Origin of the sequence: Vibrio sp. Y29_XK_CS5 (assembly GCF_024181835.1) — a bacterium.
GTDB lineage: Bacteria > Pseudomonadota > Gammaproteobacteria > Enterobacterales > Vibrionaceae > Vibrio > Vibrio harveyi.
Genome location: NZ_JAMZAM010000003.1, coordinates 356,095 through 372,451 on the forward strand (window position 1 = coordinate 356,095; position 16,357 = coordinate 372,451).

Annotated in this window: 17 protein-coding genes; 9 read left to right on the forward strand and 8 right to left on the reverse strand. The window is 45.8% G+C overall.

Features of this window, described 5'->3' with window-relative positions; all coding sequences use genetic code 11:
* Positions 1-82: 82 nt before the first annotated feature.
* A complete protein-coding gene (locus NL647_RS15615) occupies positions 83-526 on the reverse strand; it encodes a GatB/YqeY domain-containing protein (RefSeq protein ID WP_005450424.1) in 444 nt (147 codons plus the stop codon).
* Between the two features lie 28 nt (positions 527-554).
* Positions 555-770 carry a 30S ribosomal protein S21 gene (gene rpsU / locus NL647_RS15620; protein ID WP_001145625.1) on the reverse strand — a complete coding sequence of 72 codons (216 nt, stop codon included), beginning with the start codon at positions 768-770 and terminating at the stop codon, positions 555-557.
* Between the two features lie 230 nt (positions 771-1,000).
* Here rpsU and tsaD point away from each other — a divergent pair, with 230 nt between their 5' ends.
* Together tsaD and NL647_RS15630 are read left to right on the forward strand one after the other, a co-directional pair.
* Complete coding sequence (gene tsaD / locus NL647_RS15625; RefSeq protein WP_005450422.1) at positions 1,001-2,017, forward strand: tRNA (adenosine(37)-N6)-threonylcarbamoyltransferase complex transferase subunit TsaD; 1,017 nt, start codon at positions 1,001-1,003, stop codon at positions 2,015-2,017.
* A gap of 187 nt (positions 2,018-2,204) precedes the next feature.
* Complete coding sequence (locus NL647_RS15630) at positions 2,205-3,023, forward strand: alpha/beta fold hydrolase (protein ID WP_005450420.1); 819 nt, start codon at positions 2,205-2,207, stop codon at positions 3,021-3,023.
* 39 nt (positions 3,024-3,062) lie between these two features.
* Here the strand turns inward: NL647_RS15630 and plsY are convergent, their stop codons facing one another.
* The gene (gene plsY, locus NL647_RS15635; RefSeq protein WP_005450419.1) at positions 3,063-3,674 is read right to left on the reverse strand and encodes a glycerol-3-phosphate 1-O-acyltransferase PlsY; all 612 of its coding nucleotides are present in this window, start codon (positions 3,672-3,674) and stop codon (positions 3,063-3,065) included.
* Between the two features lie 265 nt (positions 3,675-3,939).
* Here plsY and folB point away from each other — a divergent pair, with 265 nt between their 5' ends.
* The 3 genes from folB to NL647_RS15650 are packed head-to-tail and all read left to right on the forward strand — an operon-like array spanning position 3,940 to position 5,597.
* Positions 3,940-4,299 carry a bifunctional dihydroneopterin aldolase/7,8-dihydroneopterin epimerase gene (gene folB, locus NL647_RS15640; protein WP_005436044.1) on the forward strand — a complete coding sequence of 120 codons (360 nt, stop codon included), beginning with the start codon at positions 3,940-3,942 and terminating at the stop codon, positions 4,297-4,299.
* Positions 4,296-4,778, forward strand: a complete 483-nt coding sequence (gene folK / locus NL647_RS15645) for a 2-amino-4-hydroxy-6-hydroxymethyldihydropteridine diphosphokinase (RefSeq protein WP_005450416.1) — start codon at positions 4,296-4,298, stop codon at positions 4,776-4,778. Before folB ends, folK begins: the two co-directional genes overlap by 4 nt.
* 15 nt (positions 4,779-4,793) lie before the next feature.
* Positions 4,794-5,597, forward strand: a complete 804-nt coding sequence (locus tag NL647_RS15650) for an undecaprenyl-diphosphate phosphatase (RefSeq protein WP_009697588.1) — start codon at positions 4,794-4,796, stop codon at positions 5,595-5,597.
* A 78-nt stretch (positions 5,598-5,675) separates the two neighbouring features.
* On the opposite strand, the gene NL647_RS15655 is transcribed toward NL647_RS15650, so the two are convergent.
* A complete protein-coding gene (locus NL647_RS15655; protein WP_253650379.1) occupies positions 5,676-6,896 on the reverse strand; it encodes a multifunctional CCA addition/repair protein in 1,221 nt (406 codons plus the stop codon).
* 148 nt (positions 6,897-7,044) lie between these two features.
* Here NL647_RS15655 and NL647_RS15660 point away from each other — a divergent pair, with 148 nt between their 5' ends.
* Both NL647_RS15660 and NL647_RS15665 read left to right on the forward strand, forming a co-directional pair.
* Complete coding sequence (locus NL647_RS15660; RefSeq protein ID WP_253650380.1) at positions 7,045-8,673, forward strand: ExeA family protein; 1,629 nt, start codon at positions 7,045-7,047, stop codon at positions 8,671-8,673.
* The gene (locus tag NL647_RS15665; RefSeq protein ID WP_009697591.1) at positions 8,673-9,398 is read left to right on the forward strand and encodes a general secretion pathway protein GspB; all 726 of its coding nucleotides are present in this window, start codon (positions 8,673-8,675) and stop codon (positions 9,396-9,398) included. The genes NL647_RS15660 and NL647_RS15665 overlap by 1 nt, the downstream gene beginning before the upstream one ends.
* 107 nt (positions 9,399-9,505) lie before the next feature.
* Here the strand turns inward: NL647_RS15665 and NL647_RS15670 are convergent, their stop codons facing one another.
* The 3 genes from NL647_RS15670 to NL647_RS15680 all read right to left on the reverse strand — a co-directional run bounded on the left by NL647_RS15670 (position 9,506) and on the right by NL647_RS15680 (position 12,382).
* The gene (locus tag NL647_RS15670) at positions 9,506-10,117 is read right to left on the reverse strand and encodes a TIGR04211 family SH3 domain-containing protein (protein ID WP_005450408.1); all 612 of its coding nucleotides are present in this window, start codon (positions 10,115-10,117) and stop codon (positions 9,506-9,508) included.
* A 194-nt stretch (positions 10,118-10,311) separates the two neighbouring features.
* Positions 10,312-11,571, reverse strand: coding sequence for an inorganic phosphate transporter (locus tag NL647_RS15675; RefSeq protein WP_005450407.1), 1,260 nt, complete (start codon positions 11,569-11,571; stop codon positions 10,312-10,314).
* A gap of 130 nt (positions 11,572-11,701) precedes the next feature.
* On the reverse strand, positions 11,702-12,382 hold the full coding sequence (locus NL647_RS15680; RefSeq protein ID WP_005450406.1) for a TIGR00153 family protein: 681 nt from the start codon (positions 12,380-12,382) through the stop codon (positions 11,702-11,704).
* A gap of 205 nt (positions 12,383-12,587) precedes the next feature.
* Here NL647_RS15680 and NL647_RS15685 point away from each other — a divergent pair, with 205 nt between their 5' ends.
* Positions 12,588-14,120, forward strand: a complete 1,533-nt coding sequence (locus tag NL647_RS15685; protein ID WP_009697592.1) for an inorganic triphosphatase — start codon at positions 12,588-12,590, stop codon at positions 14,118-14,120.
* 25 nt (positions 14,121-14,145) lie between these two features.
* On the opposite strand, the gene NL647_RS15690 is transcribed toward NL647_RS15685, so the two are convergent.
* The gene (locus tag NL647_RS15690; protein WP_005450400.1) at positions 14,146-14,964 is read right to left on the reverse strand and encodes an ion transporter; all 819 of its coding nucleotides are present in this window, start codon (positions 14,962-14,964) and stop codon (positions 14,146-14,148) included.
* Between the two features lie 48 nt (positions 14,965-15,012).
* Between NL647_RS15690 and NL647_RS15695 the strand changes: the two genes are divergently transcribed.
* Complete coding sequence (locus NL647_RS15695) at positions 15,013-16,269, forward strand: methyl-accepting chemotaxis protein (RefSeq protein ID WP_005450397.1); 1,257 nt, start codon at positions 15,013-15,015, stop codon at positions 16,267-16,269.
* Positions 16,270-16,357 lie beyond the last annotated feature (88 nt).

Sequence of the window (16,357 nt, forward strand, 5' to 3'; positions counted from 1 at the left end):
CTTTTTGTTATTCCATTCTGCCAGATACAAACAAGCCGTGCGTTCCAAAGGATAGCACGGCTTGCTGCAATTGGGTGGGGTATTAAGCCAATTTAGCGCGAACTAAACCGCTTACTTTACCCATATCTGCACGCCCTTGAATTTGCGGTTTCAGAACGCCCATTACTTTGCCCATGTCTTGCATGCCAGCTGCGCCAGATTCAGCAACTGCGCTCTCAATAAGAGCTGCAACTTCTTCGTCTGTCAGTGGTTGAGGCATAAAGTCCTCAAGAACGGTAATTTCAGCTTGTTCCGCATCAGCAAGATCTTGACGACCTGCTGCTTCAAATTGCGTTACAGAGTCGCGACGTTGTTTAACCATCTTGGTCAACACAGCAAGAATGTCGTCGTCGCCCAGAGTAATCTGTTCGTCAACTTCACGTTGCTTAATTGCAGATAGAGCTAAACGAATAGTACCAAGGCGCAATTTGTCCTTGGCTTTCATCGCTAATTTTTGCTCTTCTTTGAGTTTATCAATCAGAGCCATAACTAAATTCCTTTCCGGAGCTCAGTTATTAGTACAGGCGAACGCGACGAGCGTTTTCGCGAGCTAGCTTCTTAGCGTGACGCTTTTGAGCTGCTGCTTTAGCGCGTTTGCGAACTGTAGTTGGTTTTTCGTAGTGCTCACGACGACGCACTTCAGAAAGGATACCTGCTTTTTCGCAAGAGCGCTTGAAACGACGTAGAGCAACGTCGAACGGTTCGTTTTCACGTACTTTAACTACTGGCATATGCCTTTCACCTCAGGGGTTATTCGTTAACGCTGGAATTTAATGAACCAAATCACAATTGTTTGGTCAGTTACCAGCTTGATCAAAAATGGTGCGGAATTTTAATCCGATCAACACAGCTTTGTAAAGCGTTTTATCGCCTATTGTCTGTACAAAATTTGTTTGAAGCACCAAGGCAGGGTAATATGACGCCCAAATTTCCTCTATATAGAAAGCACACTGAGAAAACCATGCGCATTATTGGTATTGAAACCTCTTGTGACGAGACTGGCATCGCGATTTATGACGATGAGAAAGGTCTTTTATCACACAAGCTTTACAGCCAAGTAAAACTTCACGCAGATTACGGCGGCGTGGTGCCTGAGTTGGCTTCACGTGACCATGTTAAGAAAACCATTCCTCTTATTAAAGAGGCTCTGAAAGAAGCGAATCTGACTTCCAAAGACATCGACGGTGTTGCATACACGGCAGGTCCGGGTTTGGTAGGTGCATTGCTTGTCGGTGCCACTATCGGTCGCAGTATTGCTTATGCTTGGGGTGTGCCTGCGGTGCCTGTTCACCATATGGAAGGTCACCTACTGGCGCCTATGCTAGAAGATAACCCACCACCGTTCCCATTTGTGGCGGTATTGGTATCGGGTGGTCACTCAATGATGGTTGAAGTTAAAGGCATCGGCGAGTACAAAATCCTAGGCGAATCTATTGATGATGCGGCGGGTGAAGCATTCGATAAGACTGCGAAGCTAATGGGCTTGGATTACCCTGGTGGTCCACTGTTATCTAAGTTGGCTGAAAAAGGTACTCCGGGTCGCTTTAAATTCCCACGTCCAATGACGAATGTGCCAGGTTTGGACATGAGTTTCTCAGGTCTAAAAACTTTCACGGCAAACACGATTGCTGCAAACGGTGATGATGAACAAACTCGCGCTGATATCGCTTACGCATTCGAAGAAGCGGTATGTGCTACGCTGGCAATTAAATGTAAGCGCGCACTTGAGCAAACGGGTATGAAGCGCATTGTTATTGCTGGCGGTGTAAGTGCTAACCGTCGTCTGCGTGCTGAACTTGAAAAACTGGCGAAGAAAGTTGGTGGTGAAGTTTACTACCCACGCACTGAGTTCTGTACGGACAATGGCGCGATGATCGCATACGCAGGTATGCAACGCCTGAAAAACGGTGAAGTGGCAGATATGTCGGTAGAAGCGCGTCCGCGTTGGCCTATCGACCAGCTTACGCCAATCGCGTAATCAAACTTCTACTGAAGGTTTGAAATATATTCAACACGATAAAGGTCTCTGCTCATCAGAGGCCTTTATTTTTAACTAGCTAATTGAAAGACCTTGTGTAATTGATTGTAAGAGCCTAACTGATGCGAGCAGTTTTGTTTCGTTTCAGTGATAGGATTGTGCCGAAGAATAATAAATGGATATAACAATGAATAAGTTTGAAATTGAAGGTCAGCAGCTTGCTTACCTAGATAAGGGCGAAGGTCCTGTATTGCTGTTTGGTCACAGCTACTTGTGGGATAACCAAATGTGGGCTCCACAGATTGAAGTGTTGAGCCAATCATATCGTTGTATCGTGCCTGATCTATGGGCGCATGGTGAGTCGGACGCCGCGCCTGCTTCGACACGATCTTTAGTCGATTACGCTCAACATATGCTGGCACTCATGGATCATTTGGAGATCGAACAATTCTCTATTGTTGGTTTATCGGTTGGTGGGATGTGGGGAGCAGAGCTGACGTCACAAGCTCCTCAACGTGTTAAATCTCTGGTTCTTATGGATACATTCATCGGTTTGGAACCTGAAGTTACGCATAAGAAATACTTTGCGATGTTGGATGCGATAAGCCAAGTTCAAGCCGTACCAGCACCGATCGTTGAGGCTGTCACACCGCTGTTCTTTGCCAACAACGCAGAGCAAGCCAATCCTGAACTTGTGGCATCATTCAAGCAAAGTCTTGAAGCATTGCAAGGTGAGCGCGCGGTCGAAGTAGCTCGTATTGGACGTATGGTGTTTGGGCGTCGTGACGTTATCGAAGATGCAGAGATGTTTGCATTGCCAACCTTGATTGCGGTTGGTCGCGAGGATAAGCCTCGTCCAGTATTTGAATCTTACTTAATGAACGATTGCATCACTGGCAGTGAGTTGGTTGAGATCCCTGAAGCGGGTCATATCAGTTCATTGGAACAGCCAGAAATCGTCAACCAGATGTTGTTGGATTTCTTGAATAAAGTGCATGCGTCGTAATTTTTTCAAGTAACGATTGAATAAACAAAAAACTCGGCATTACGCCGAGTTTTTTTCTACCAATTTCTTTTCACCAATCTTGGGTTCTTCCCCTGACAATAAGCGGCGAATATTCTGATGATGTTTAAACACGATCAAACAACAAAGCATCGCGACAGGTAAGGTGTACTGCGGTTTGAACATCCAAGCATAGAAGGGCGTAACGAGTACCGTAACAAGCGCAGCTAGAGAAGAGTAGCGAAACAACAAAGCGACCGATAACCAAGTCAGCATGACCAGCCCAGTCAGGTCCAATCCAATAGGGGCTATTGCACCAAGTGCTGTTGCGACACCTTTCCCTCCCTTAAAGTGGAAGAATATTGGGTACATGTGACCAAGGCACGCTGCAATGGCAATAACGCCAAGGATGATTGGGTCGATACCAAGAAAGTAGCCGCTCCAAACCGGAATTGTTCCTTTGAGCATGTCGAACAGCAACACTGCCGCCGCTGCACCTTTGCCTCCGATACGCAGGACATTGGTGGCTCCAGGATTGTTAGAGCCCACTTTACGCGGATCCGGCAGTCTTAATAAACGACAAATTAGCACCGCGCTGGAGATAGAACCCAGCAAATAGGCTGCCATTGTCATTATTAGTGCCAGTGCGTCCATAGAAGTCCTTGATGGATTGGAATTTAATGCTCAGTTCCTGAGTAATTGCTATCATACCGCGATTCGGCTTTGAGCAAAAATACTCTCTGCGATAGAGCTTGCATTATGGGATTTCTTGTATATAAAGAGTCTTCGCAGTTTATACCCAAGCGACTTTTTCAGCCAATTTACAGAGTGAAAGGTCATAGTAGGTTGCTTGGGTATAGAATAGTACGATCAATTTGCCCAAATCGGGTATCCGACCTCTGTAAAAGAAGGACATAAGATGGCTCTGGATAAAGTTTTTATTGAACAGTTAGAAGTAATCACCACCATCGGCGTTTACGATTGGGAACAGCAAATCAAGCAAAAGCTGGTTCTGGATATCGAAATGGCACACGACAACAAACCTGCGGGTAAGAGTGATGATGTTCAAGATGCGTTGGATTACTCACAAGTGAGTGAAGCGGTGTTGAATCACATCGAAAATGGTCGTTTCTTGTTGGTTGAGCGTGTCGCAGAAGAAGTTGCAGAACTTATCATGCAACGTTTCTCTGTACCTTGGGTGAAAATTCGTTTGGCGAAGCCTGGTGCGGTGCCTCAAGCACGCGCAGTTGGCGTTGTGATTGAGCGAGGTCAGGCATGATCAAAACGTATATCGGAGTAGGCACCAATATAGAAAGAGAGCAGCACGCGCGAGTAGCTTATCAAGAGTTGCAAAAGCTAGGCTGCGATCTGTGTGTTTCTCCGATATATGAATGCGAGCCAATCGGCTTTAGTAGTCAAAACTTCTACAACTTCGTGATTAGTTTCTCCACGAAGCTATCACTCGAAGAGTTGAGTCACCACTTACGCGAGATTGAATTTCAGTGGGGGCGCGAAGAAAACGCGCAAAAGTATCAGGATCGAACCTTAGATCTCGATATAGTCTTGTTCGGTGAATGCATTTCGCCACAAAAACCTGAGCTACCTCGCAGTGATATCTACAAATATCCTTTTGTAACAAAGCCCCTGTATGATCTCGAACCTCAATTGGTGATCCCCGGCGATGGAAGAACAATCGCAGATATTTGGCAGGCGATGCAGCCAGTCGATTCACTCAAACCAGTTTCTTTTTCACTTTAATTTTGAGTTGTTTACATGAGTTACTTTGAAGCCTTTATTTTGGCTCTGATTCAGGGTCTGACAGAGTTTTTGCCAATTTCCAGCTCTGCCCATTTGATCCTGCCTTCTGCCATTCTTGGTTGGGAAGACCAAGGTCTGGCATTTGATGTTGCTGTTCACGTTGGTACGTTAATGGCCGTTGTGATTTACTTCCGACAAGAAGTCATCACGCTATTCCAAGCGCTATTTGCTTCTATCTTTAAGGGTGATCGCAGTAAAGAAGCCAAATTAGCATGGATGATCGTGCTGGCTACGATTCCTGCATGTGTATTTGGTTTGTTGATGAAAGACATCATTGAGATCTATTTGCGCAGTGCCTATGTAATTGCAACGACGACCATCATTTTTGGTCTGCTACTTTGGTGGGTAGACAAGAATGCAAAACTGGTTGCCGATGAATACCAAACGGGTTGGAAGAAAGCGCTATTTATTGGTATCGCTCAGGCGCTTGCTATGATCCCTGGCACTTCTCGTTCTGGTGCCACGATTACTGCGGCTTTGTACCTTGGCTTTACTCGTGAAGCTGCGGCGCGTTTCTCGTTTCTGATGTCGATTCCAATCATCACCTTGGCTGGTGGTTACCTAGGCTTGAAACTGGTAACAAGTGGCGAGCCTGTACACGTTGGCTTCCTGCTAACCGGTATTGTGACTTCCTTTATCAGTGCGTACATTTGTATCCACTTCTTCTTGAAGATGATTTCACGTATGGGTATGACGCCATTTGTGATTTACCGTCTGATTCTAGGTTTCGGTTTATTCGCCTTCTTGCTAACGGCTTAAGTTGAGCAGCTAAAACTGAAATAAAAACGCCCGCTTTTAATTGCGGGCGTTTTTGTCTGTCTACCTGCTTTGCCGGACTTATTTGCCTAATGCAATTCTAACCGCTTCTACACGGCGCTTCTCTTGTTCATCACGAATAGCGGGTCCTTGAAAACCGTCTTTAATAATGGCTTGCACATCGACTGATGCCGCCGCTTTATAGGCTTGCATAAACAATTCTGCTTGCGGGTAGGGTTGCAGTTCTAATCCTTTACGACCTGCGTGATCGGCTTGGCAGCAAATTAAGATATCTTGCAAGCGTTCGGATTTACGCCAAACATCAAACTTATTGAGAATTTTGATGACGGTTTGAGGTTTAAGCTCAGCCGCTCGATGAATATTGGAGTGCTGTTCGCACACCATTAATGCTAAGTCGCGGAACTCATTAGGTACGCGTACACGAACGCACAGTTTTTTGATTAGCTTCAAACCGGTATGACAATGCATCTTATGGCTCGGCCATTCCTTTTCAGGCGTGATGCCTTTACCCAAATCATGCACTTGTGCAGCAAATCGAACTGGCAGTGAATCACTGAGTTTTGCTGCTTGCTCAGCCACCATTAAGGTGTGGATACCAGTATCAATCTCCGGGTGCCACTTCTCTGGTTGAGGGACCCCAAACAACGCATCAATTTCAGGCAAGACAACCGCTAATGCACCGCAATCTCTAAGCACTGATAAGAATACGTCAGGTCGAGCAGTGGACAATGATTTGTGCCATTCTTGCCAAACGCGTTCTGGTGTCAGCGTGCTCAGTTCTCCTGATTCTGCTATATTGCGCATCAGCAGCATGGTTTCTTCTGCGACACTAAAGCCTAAATGGGCTAACTTTGCTGCAAAGCGTGCGACACGCAAAACACGCAGTGGATCTTCGATAAAGGCATTCGAAACATGGCGCAGCACTTTAGCTTGCAGGTCTTGCTGGCCACCATGGGGGTCGTACAACTTGCCGTCATTATCCATTGCCATCGCATTGATAGTGAGGTCACGACGGATCAGATCGTCTTCTAATGTGACACTTTGATCGAAAAAGCAATCAAAGCCAGTGTAGCCTGCGCCAGATTTTCTTTCGGTTCGTGCAAGGGCATGTTCTTCTTTGCTCTTAGGGTGTAAGAACACAGGGAAATCTTTTCCAACTGCAGTATAGCCTTGGCTAAGCATGATTTCCGGCGTTGCTCCAACTACAACCCAGTCTTTGTCGTAGCTGTCTATTCCAAGCAAATGATCTCGAACTGCTCCACCAACTAAATAAACTTGCACGGATTACCTCTTAATTTATCGATCTGACGTTGGACATTGTAGCAAGCAATGGTACTTTTCTTTACTTCTAAAAGAACTTAGCGCTTTGTTTAAGTCTAATAAGGAAATACCCGATTTGATTGAGGGTGGGTTTTAGCTGGAGATCCTAATGTATAAGGACTTTTTCGGGTTTGTTGAACTGCCATTTTCCATAGTTCCAAACTCGCGTTATCTGTATCTGAGTCAACGTCATAAAGAGGCGATTACGCATCTGCAGGCGGGGTTAGGCGATGGTGGTGGTTTTGCCATGCTAACCGGTGAAGTAGGGACAGGTAAAACCACGGTTGCTAAAGCCATGCTGGCAAACTTGGATGAGAATACGAAAGCGGGCTTGATCCTTAATCCGACCTTCTCAAGCCGCGATTTACTTGAAGCCATTTGTGACGAGTTCAAAGTCACCTACCCTGAAGAAGCGAGCCTCAAGCAGCTTAACCAAGCGATTCATGATTACTTATTGCGCAATCATAAAATGGGCTGGACGACCTTATTGGTGATTGATGAGGCTCAGCACTTAGCCGCTGATGTGCTTGAACAGCTTCGCTTATTAACCAACTTAGAAACGGATACCAGAAAGCTCCTCAAAGTGCTGTTAGTTGGTCAGCCAGAGCTGCAACGCTTGCTGCAAACCACTCAATTGCGTCAACTTGCTCAACGGATTACTGGTCGATATCACCTGCTACCACTCGATGAGAAAGAGACTGCGGACTATATTACTTTCCGCCTGCATACTGCTGGTGGTGATAAACAGTTGTTTGACCGTAGCTCGACCAAATTGATTGCTAAGTACAGTCACGGCATCCCACGCTTGATTAACCTGATTTGTGATAAGTCGTTAAACCTGAGTTACCACAAAGGTAATGTTGTGGTTGATAAGCAAACAGTACATCAGGCTTGTGAAGAGGTGATGCAGTTCCAAGCCGAAATTTACCAGCAAGACCAGCCTGTCCGTCGTAGCTTTGAATGGCCTACTTGGGGCTCTGCTGCGATTGGCGTGTTTGCCGCGGTAGGTATTGGTTGGGCAGTGATGCAGAAAATGCCATCTCAAGTTAGTACCAGTATCCAATCTAACCCCATTCAAGTTGCTCAGACGACATCGCAACCTGTAATCGCAGAGATGAACGAGCAACTCACCAGTGAACAACGCAATATGCTCTTAGAGCAGACGCAATCGAACTTGGCAGTTAATGAACTGTACAAGCTGTGGGGCTATCGTGCCTCTGTTCGTGATAACTTGTGTTTGTCTGAACCGCAATCAACCATGCGTTGTGAGCGTAAAATGGCAACGTGGCCGTTGTTAGTGCAACAAAATCGCCCTGTCATCTTAGAGCTGAATTACCAAGGGCAAGTGGGTTACGTCTTGTTGTACGCGATTGGAAATGACAAGGTGGAAGTCCTTAATGGTAGCCAACGTTTGCGATTGCCTGTTTCATGGCTTAAACCATTGTGGCAGGGCAATGTCATTGAATTGTGGCAAGCTCCTCTGAGAGAGACCCTACGTTTAGATATGGAAGGTCCAGCAATTGAAGTATTGGATACCCTTCTCGCTCAAGCGGTGAATGAACAGCCATTAGGCACGGACATCTTTGATGCTGCATTAAAAGAGCGAGTGGAATTGTTCCAGCGTTGGCAGGGCATTGGCGTTGATGGTATTGCCGGCCAAAGAACTTTAGAGCGCTTACAGCAGAGCGTGCAAACTGATGCTCCTGCCTTGAAACAGATTAAAGAGGAGGGCGCATAATGTCAGTCATGAAGCATGTGGGGCTCTTTTTATTGCCGGTAAGCATTACGGCAGTCGGTGCTGCTTGGTATTTGGACTTATTTGCTCAAGAGGGCATAGCTCCAGCGGCAACAGAGATACAAGCACAAGCAACCAATGCATTGGTCGAGCTTAAATCTACGACTAACTTTGAAAGCTTGAGTTATCCTGAAGAGCCCCAATTGGCGCAGCTTCAGCGTGAATGGCCAACAGCAGAGCTCTCACAGGACATTGGTACCTTTATTGGTGAAGAGTATGCGAGTAATGACGCCGTTCCTGGTGAGCAAGAGCTACTCAACGAGCCTCAGAAAACAGTAAAAACAAGCCCTACAATGCGAAGTGGTGATGACCTTGGTTTGTCTTTAGATGATCTTGATTTGTCCTCATTGTCGCCTGACCTTGCTTTGAAAGTAGAGAACGCGCTTGCGAACGATGACCAGCCATCGACAAACGATAGCTCGTCTGTTGACGATTTAGAGCGAGAAGCTCAACAATGGCATGGTCGTTTGCCTGCTCTTAACTTACAAACTCACATGTACTCAAGTGATGTAAAGCGACGTTGGGTGAAAATTAACAATGTTGAGTACCACCAAGGCGATGTTGTCGATGGGCAAGTGACCTTAAAAGAGATCCAACCTCAAGCGGTCATTGTCGAATTCCAAGGCGAGCAGATCCGTATCCCTGCTTTGTATGAATGGAAAGGCTAGAGGCATCCTATCGTTTCTTTCTCTGTGTCATTCAGGACTAAACAGACAAAACAAAAAAGCCAGTCGAGTTCGACTGGCTTTTCTTTTACCGATTCAGAGTAAGGTGATTACGCCCAACCTGCTGGTGATTTCTTTCTACGTGGGATGATATGAGGAAGAATCAAACCAAACAGTAGACCTAGACCTGCAACACCACCACCGTAAGTAAAGTACTTCAGTAACATGTCGTCTTTTTGTGTGTCTAGTTTGGCGCGAAGTTCGCGGTTTTCTGTTTCAACAGAAGTAAGCTGGTCGCTGATTTCAGAGTATTTCTTCTCTAGATCAGAAATTTGTTGGTTGCGTGTTTCTAGTGACGTTACTAGACCCGCTTTTTCTGTGTCTGAGTTCTGGCGTGCGTTTGCCAGTTGCTCTTTCACTTCTTTCAGTTCTTTCTCAACGCGAGGAAGGCGGATTGCCATGCTCTCTTGGTTAGTTACAAACTTGCTTTGAACCCAGCCAGTACGACCGCGTGCATCACGGATTTGGGTGTAACCCGTGTCTTTGTTTGTTTGAAGAAGTTGTACTTTAGAGCCTGCGTTAACACTACCCATGATACGGTAAGTGTTGTTTGGACCAGAGTGCATGAAAGTGAATAGGTCATCAGAAATATAACGGTCTGCCGCTAGTGCCGCTGGCGCTGCTAGCAAAGTAAACAAAACCGTGATGATTAGTTTTTTCACAGTAAATCCCTTAACGATTTTCTTGGATACAGCTTTGGCACCGAATTATTGGAGCCGGAAATAGACGAATATTATGCAGTTTCAAACTTGGGTGCAACAAAGAAGGGAGGCAAAGCCTCCCTTTCTGTGCGTTTGAGTCAATAATGACAAAGCGTTTACATTGTATTGACCCAGCGCTTCGCGCTAAAGCAGTGTTATGAGAACATCGCTTGGATGCCGTAGAAGAATACGACTGCTAGTAGTGCACCTGCAGGTAGTGTAACGATCCAAGATGCAACGATGTTACGAACTACGCCTAAGTTAAGGGCTGCAATACCACGAGCGAAACCTACACCTAGAACCGCACCAACCAGTGTTTGCGTTGTAGAGATAGGTAGACCTGTACCTGACGCTAGAACTACTGTACATGCTGTTGCTAGCTGAGCAGCAAAGCCACGGCTTGGTGTTAGTTCAGTGATACCAGTACCAACTGTTGCCATTACTTTGTGACCTAGTGTTGCTAGACCAACAACGATACCAAAACCACCTAGAGGAAGAATCCACCATGCGATTGAGCTCTTCGTTGTGATTTCACCCATGTGCTCAACAGTTGATACAACTGCAGACAGTGGACCGATCGCGTTAGCTACGTCGTTTGAACCGTGAGCGAATGCCATAGCACACGCTGTGATAACCATTAGTACGCTGAAGATACCTTCTACGCCAGCAAAGCTGCGGTCTTCTTCACGGTTAGCAAATTTCTTCTGAATGTAGAAGTAACCGCCAGCCATTACTGCTGCAGATACGACTGCTGCCCACATCCATGCTTCACCGTTGCTAAGGTGTAGACCTACGTGTTTCAGACCTTTCTTGATAGTTACAAGTGCAATCACCATCGTCGTGATGAACATGTAAACCGGAACGAAACGTTTTGCGTTGAATAGTGGGTTCTCAGTATCAAAGATCAGACGCTGTGCGCTGACAAAAATGACGTAAGCAAAGAAGCCTGAGATAACCGGAGTAATAATCCAGCTACCGACAATCCCTTGTACACTGCTCCAATCAACTGCTTCAGTACCTACAGACACACACGCAAAACCGATGATTGCACCGATGATAGAGTGAGTAGTCGATACTGGCCAGCCCATGTAAGAAGCAAGTAGAAGCCAAGTACCAGCCGCAAGAAGCGCTGACATCATGCCGTAGACAAGAATATCAGGTTGGCTAGCAAATAGAGATGTTTCGATAACACCTTTACGGATAGTGTCGGTTACTTCACCGCCTGCAAGGTATGCACCCGCAAATTCAAAGATCATCGCAATGATGATTGCTTGTTTTACGGTTAGCGCTTTTGAGCCAACAGATGTACCCATAGCATTAGCAACGTCGTTCGCGCCAATACCAATCGCCATCATGAAACCAAAAATCGCTGCAACAATAATCAGGACAGTGCCGTAGTTCGCAAGGATATCCATCGTAATACCTAGTTGTTTTATAACAAGCGGAGCAAAATTTTGCGCGCGTCAGCCCATAAGACGGTGAATTTTGTCATCGTCTATCTGACACGCGTGAATAATGCTCTTCGTTATGTCGTTAACTTATGTTTTAAGATCGAGATAGCATGACTTCCAAACGAGCACCTACGCGCTGCGCTTGGTCGGCAATACCACCTACCCATTCAAGAATCTTGTACAAGAACATGACATCGATAGGGTTCATGTCAGATTCAATCACCATCAGTTGTTGGCGAAGTTCAATCTGCATTGCATCGGTATCATCTTCAATCACGTCCAATTGATGAATCATTTCAGCAACGAGCGTTACTTCACGGCCTTTGAAGCCGGTCTCTAGAAGTTCATCAAGTTCGTTAATTACTTTTTGCGCCTGATCAGCCGCATCAAGACAACGTTGAACGTATGCGAGGAAGTTTGGTTGGAGAGCCTCAGGAATGACAAGTTGACGACCATATACACGGCCAGCAATGTCTTTTGCCAGGTTAGCAAGTTTGTCTTGTTGAGTTAGAAGCTCAAGCATGTCAGTACGATCGACTGGCATAAACAAACCGCGAGGCAGTTTTAGACGGATTTCACGTTTTAGCACGTCCGCTTCTTTCTCTAGGTGAGAAATTTGAGCACGGATTTCAGCTGCTTTTTCCCAGTCACCCTTTGAAGATACTTCAAAGAACTTAACCAGGTGTGAACAACATTCGTTGACACACACAACGTGGCGCTGCAAAGGCTTAATTGGGGACTTTGCAAATAACCCCATAATTGTATTTACTGGCATGGTCATTCAACCTAATAACTATAACCTTAAAAAAACATACACCATTTCTTGGCGAAATGTTGAACGATGGCTATAAAGGCGCGCATGTTAACGCATTAAATCGCTCATTAAAACTGTTTTAGATCATCATTCGGGTGATATTTCTTTCTTGCCGTGTGAGAAATTAGGCAATATCCTGTTTCTATCTGCTTTGAAAGGTATAGCTATGGAAACCGAGATAGAACTGAAGTTTTTTGTTTCTCCTGAATTTTCAGAGACTTTAAGAGCTAAAATTTCCGAAACAAAAGTACTTCAGCACAGTAGTCGTGATTTGGGTAACACCTACTTTGATACCGCTGATAAATGGTTAAGAAAGCACGACATTGGTTTAAGAATTCGCCGTTTTGATGATGTTTTTGTCCAGACTGTAAAAACAGCAGGACGCGTTGTTGCAGGCCTTCATCAAAGACCAGAATACAATGCTGAGCACACCAGTAATGAGCCGGACCTCACGCTTCATCCTTCTGATATCTGGCCTTCTGGCAAAGATGTCGCTACGCTACAAGCGGAACTGACGCCGCTCTTTTCTACCAACTTTACTCGTGAACAATGGTTGATTGGGATGCCTGATGGTAGCCAAATCGAAGTTGCGTTCGACCAAGGAGCTGTGATTGCTCAAGGTACGGATGGAGAAGAGAAGCAAGATCCTATCTGTGAAGTTGAATTAGAGCTGAAATCGGGTCAGACAGACGCTTTGTTTACCCTTGCTCGCAGTTTGTGTGAGGCAGGTGGTATGCGCCTTGGTAACCTGAGTAAAGCTGCGAAAGGCTATCGCTTAGCCAGTGGTTACGCTGGTGATGAAGTCAAACCACTAGCATTAGTGGACAGCACGAAAAACGACACAGTCGAGTACTGCCTGATTAATTCGCTAGAGCATGCGCTATCGCACTGGCATTACCATGAGCAAATCTACACTGAGCGTGATTGCGTTGAAGCATTACGTGAAATCGTTAATGCGATTCGCTTTATCCGCCAGACATTTACTATCTTTGGCAGCATGGTGCCGCGTCGAGCAAGTGCAATTCTTCGCCAAGAAATGAAGTGGCTAGAAGAAGAGCTTGAATGGTTAGATGAACACGCTCACTTAGAAGAGCTGCTAGATGATAAAGGCAACGTGCTGCGCAAACTTGATGCGCGTAAGTTCCTTGTTTCTGAGCTGACACAACAACTGGGCGAGTTGCCAAGCCGCGAAGCGGTGTTAGAGCTATTAAGCTCTGCACGTTACACCGGTTTGTTATTGGATTTGAGCCGTTGGATTCTGACGCGTGGTTGGCAGCCGTTTTTGGATGATAAAGCGCGCGAAAAGATGTCGAGCAACATTCAACCTTTCTCAGTGAAGCAGTTGGATCGCACTTGGGCTGAGCTGATGGAAGCTTTCCCCGCAGAGCGAGAACTCTCGGCTCAAGAGTACGTGGATCAGCGATACCGTCTTTTACGTAACTTGTACACCGGTATTGGTTTTGCGAGCTTGTACGATGCAGAAGAGCGCAATACCTTCCGTTTACCATGGGCAGACCTAGTGCATGGTATCGACGACCTGCTTATGCTTAATCACCTTCTGCCATTAATTGGCATGTTAGAAGGGGAAGAACAAGAGCAGTTAGAGCGCTGGCTGCACCGCCAAGAACGTTCCATCCTGCATGCCATGGATCAGACTCGTGCAATTAGTGTTGAAGTCGAGCCATACTGGCAAGAATAAGAGCAAAAAATAGGACCCTCTGGTCCTATTTTTTTGTCTGTTGTTTTTGCTCTTGTAGTTCATCTTCGATGGACTGCAGTCGATTTAAGATCTGCTCCTGCCTTTCTAATACTTGCTCCAAGAGCTTCTCTTTATTCTTAGAACGATTGTCCTGTTGTCTGGTCGGTGCGGTTAGGATCGACGTGATCAAACCTGAAATCATACCGAAGATGCCGACACCACAAATGATGATCAGTACGGCAAGCAGCTTGCCTCCTGTCGTGACTGGATAGTGGTCGCCGTAGCCAACGGTCGAAATAGTGACAAATGCCCACCACAAAGCGTCTGTTCCTGTTTGAATATTGGCTTCAGGGTTTTGCCCTTCAATAAACAACATGGCGCTAGAACCAAGAGTGATGAGAACCACCATTAACAGCAGAATAGACGCTAATGTAGTTTCACGGCGGTTTTGCTTGAGCTGGAAAAGAATGAACTTTGAAGAGCGTAAGACCAGAATGACACGCAGGATGTGAAATAAGCGAGCGAAGCGCAAAGGCTCAATCATTGGGATGCTCGCCACAAAATCAATCCAGTGATGCTTGAGAAATGACCAACGATCTGTGGCTCGGATCAAATCTACGATGAGCTGCAGTAGAAAAATACTACAGATTATAAAATCCAGACCGATAAGAACTTGACGGGTTTCGTGATCAAGTGGGAAAAACAACAGGCCTGAGATCACAAATAGCGCCATAAAGGACAATATTAGTGATAGCAACCCCATCGGTTTGGTGCTGTCTTTGATATCATAGTTTTTCATACGAAGCTCGAAATAAATCGCGCAACCAGAGCCAATCGCGCGCATAACTATAAGTAATACAAAGACTATATAAGACTCGGTGGAGAACTGACAATGGAAAAGCTGGCATTTAAGCCGTGGGAAAGGGTGATATCCGACATCAAGCTCGTTCCGAAAATGGTCATGTTGATGGTATTCAGCACCATCTTGATTGTGGCAAAGCAATTGTGGGACGCAAGTACCTTCTATAACTCATTACTTGCAGCAACGCAAAATGAACAAGTTGCCCAACAGCACTATGAAGCCTACTTAACACAAGTGGCTTGGCAAACTGCATTGTTGATTGTGGTGTTTGTGGTGTTACTGCTTGCAGCAGCTCGTGTCATGCTACGACAAACACAATACTTGAACGATGCAATCAAGTTAATGGCAAGCAAAAACCTTTCTGTGCCATTTGGTATGGATTGTAAAGACGAATACGGTGACGTAGCGCGTGAGCTAGAGAAAACCCGTCGTCAGTTGCATGATGTCATCCAAATGCAGATCAACGCATCTGATGAGCTTGCAACGTTGACCGAAGTGATGACATTGAGTATGTCGGAAACGAAAGAGTCGGCACAAGAAGAGTTTAATGAGATCGATCAACTTGCTACCGCAATGAGTGAGATGTCATCGACAGTTCAAACGGTTGCGGATCATGCGCAGACGGCATCTTCATTGACCGAGCAGGCATCAACGCAAGCCGTGACTGGTCAGCAGTTCTTGCAGAAAACGGTCTCTAAGATGAGTGAACTGTCTTCCGATATCGCGTCTTCGGCAAGTGCCGTTAACCAAGTAGAAGAGCGTGTTGACGCAATTGGCAGTGTCGTTGGCACCATTCAAGGTATTTCTGAGCAAACTAACTTGCTTGCACTGAATGCGGCAATTGAAGCGGCGCGAGCTGGTGAAGCTGGTCGCGGCTTTGCTGTCGTTGCAGATGAAGTTCGTAACCTTGCACAACGCACTCAGCAAGCAACCGTTGAAATCCAAGAGATGATTACTCAGCTTCAATCAAGTGCCACCTCAGCAGTGGAATTGATGGAGAAAAGTGTTGTTGAAGCAGCAGAAGGGGTAGAGCTGGTATCAAATGCTGGTAGCGAGTTGGACGGCATTGTTGGGCAGGTGACGCAGATTAACGACATGAACTTCCAAATCGCAACGGCGTCAGGCCAACAAAGCAGCGTTGCAGAGGAAATGAGTCAAAACTTAACCAACGTTCGTGAGCTTGTTGAAGCTTCAGTTGTGGTCGTGACTGAGCTATTGGAAACCTCTGAGATGATGCAAAGCAACGCCGAAGAGCTAGATAAGAAGATTAAATCTTTCGAAGTCTAGTTTCTGTAAGCTTTGATAAAACGCCCACAAACCTTTTGTGGGCGTTTTTATTTATGTCAACTCTGGTATAAAAGAGTGTATACCTCTC